The following is a 211-nucleotide window of genomic DNA, read 5'->3' on the forward strand; positions in this document are numbered from 1 at the left end:
AAAGGAAAGCAGCTTTGGAGCAGGCTTACCAGGCAGTCCATCAGCCGGCGACGGATTGATGCAGGTAGAACCAAACACACGTAATGCTTATTTATCTCAATTCAGTTCAAAATTTGGCCGTGCTTATAATCACGGCAGTGAACAAGATCAGGTATGCTTGGGCGGACTGATTTTAAATGAAAAGATTACTAGATTCGGCAACATATATAAT

Annotated in this window: 1 pseudogene; it reads left to right on the top strand. The window is 42.2% G+C overall.

From position 1 onward, the window contains the following. Positions 1 to 211, top strand: a pseudogene (locus tag LCF57_RS14620) (sugar-binding protein); the annotation flags it as partial.

This window comes from Paenibacillus sp. BJ-4, from assembly GCF_020404765.1.
Lineage (GTDB): Bacteria > Bacillota > Bacilli > Paenibacillales > Paenibacillaceae > Paenibacillus.